The organism is Streptococcus mitis (genome assembly GCF_001579035.1).
GTDB classification, from domain to species: Bacteria; Bacillota; Bacilli; order Lactobacillales; family Streptococcaceae; genus Streptococcus; species Streptococcus mitis_J.
The window spans coordinates 10,990-12,657 of the sequence record NZ_KQ970292.1 but is presented as its reverse complement, the minus strand read 5'-3'; the positions used below and the strand labels follow the sequence as shown (position 1 = coordinate 12,657).

Genomic DNA, 1,668 nt, shown 5'->3' with positions numbered 1-1,668 from the left:
ATCTGGGTTGCCATGACAGTTCAACTGTACTTTTCGCTTTTCCGTCACCCCTTGATAAAAGAAGGTAAGGTCATCTTGGCAAGCAAAGTACCATTCTAACTTGATTTACTGAATAAAATCCGTTTCCTCTAGTGAAAATCGAAAAAACTTGTGTTCTCCTCTTTAGTTTGGTCTTGAAAATAGTTTAACAGACTTTTGACTTCTTTTATATGATATAATAAAGTATAGTATTTATGAACAGGACATATAGAGACTGTAAAAATGGACTTTTGAAAAGCTTTTTAGTCTGGGGTGTTATTGTAGGTAGGATACAGACTTTGTCAATCCTATTCACAATATCAGAATAGTCCTCTTTGAGCTGATTTAATCAGTTCTATCTACAAGCCTAATCGTGACTAGGATTGTATTCTTTATGAGGTATAAATAAAGGAGTTTCTAGCTCTGGATTGTAAAAAATAAGTTGTCTTAATCGATAAGGAGTAGAATATGGAAATTGATGTGAGTAAATTAAGAACAGATTTGCCTCAAGTCGGCGTGCAACCATATAGGCAAGTCCATGCCCATTCCACAGGCAACCCCAACTCAACGGTTCAAAATGAGGCTGACTACCATTACAGAAAAGATCCTGAATTGGGCTTCTTTTCTCACGTAGTCGGTAATGGTCGTATTATGCAGGTAGGACCTGTTGATAATGGTGCCTGGGACGTCGGGGGCGGTTGGAATGCAGAAGGTTATGCACAAGTTGAACTGATTGAAAGCCATGAATCAAAAGAAGAGTTTCTGATTGACTATCGTCTCTATATCGAACTCTTGCGCAATCTAGCGGATGAAGCTGGTATACCGAAAACACTTGATACAGACGACTTGGCAGGTATCAAGACACACGAATATTGCACCAATAATCAACCTGACAACAACTCAGATCACATTGACCCCTATCCTTATCTTGCCAAATGGGGTATTAGCCGTGAGCAGTTTAAGCAGGATATTGAAAACGGCTTGACGATTGAAGCAGGATGGCAACAGAACGATACTGGCACCTGGTATGTACACTCAGACGGTTCTTATCCAAAAGATAAGTTTGAGAAAGTAAATGGTACTTGGTATTACTTTGACGGTTCAGGATATATGCTTGCAGATCGCTGGAAGAAGCACATAGACGGCAACTGGTACTGGTTTGACCAGTCAGGCGAAATGGCGACAGGCTGGAAGAAAATCGCTGAGAAGTGGTATTATTTTGACACAGAGGGCGCCATGAAGACAGGTTGGGTCAAGTACAAGGAGACTTGGTACTATCTTGATAGTCAAAATGGGGACATGGTTTCTAATGCCTTTGTCAAATCAAATGATGGCTGGTATTACCTTAAAGAAGATGGTACGATAGCAGACAGACCAGAATTTAGTATAGAACCTGACGGTTTGATTACGATGAAGTAGTTTTTTAGTGAAGAGTAGTATTTTTGCTTTTTAAATAGACTTGTTTAGTATCTTGTTGAATTTTTAAACTATAAAATATATTCTTTTGTGTATTATTGTAGCTGATTTAAAGATGCGAAAACTAAAAACACCAATGGTTAGTTGGAACGATACAAATTCAATTTCTAACTAGCCAATCTTGCTTCAAATAGTTATCGAACAAGTCTAATAAACTTTGAGATAATTCTGACC

Annotated in this window: 1 protein-coding gene; it reads left to right on the top strand. The window is 38.2% G+C overall.

Annotated elements, in window-relative coordinates:
• The first annotated feature begins 486 nt into the window (after positions 1–486).
• Positions 487–1,437: an N-acetylmuramoyl-L-alanine amidase family protein gene (locus SMIDD26_RS09840; RefSeq protein ID WP_061439982.1), complete on the top strand. Its 951-nt coding sequence runs from the start codon at positions 487–489 to the stop codon at positions 1,435–1,437.
• The last annotated feature ends 231 nt before the right edge of the window (positions 1,438–1,668 follow it).

What these genes read in the sequence shown, in the direction of transcription:
- SMIDD26_RS09840 (WP_061439982.1), top strand. Translation starts at nt 487, where the DNA reads ATGGAAATTGATGTGAGTAAATTAAGAACAGATTTGCCTCAAGTCGGC.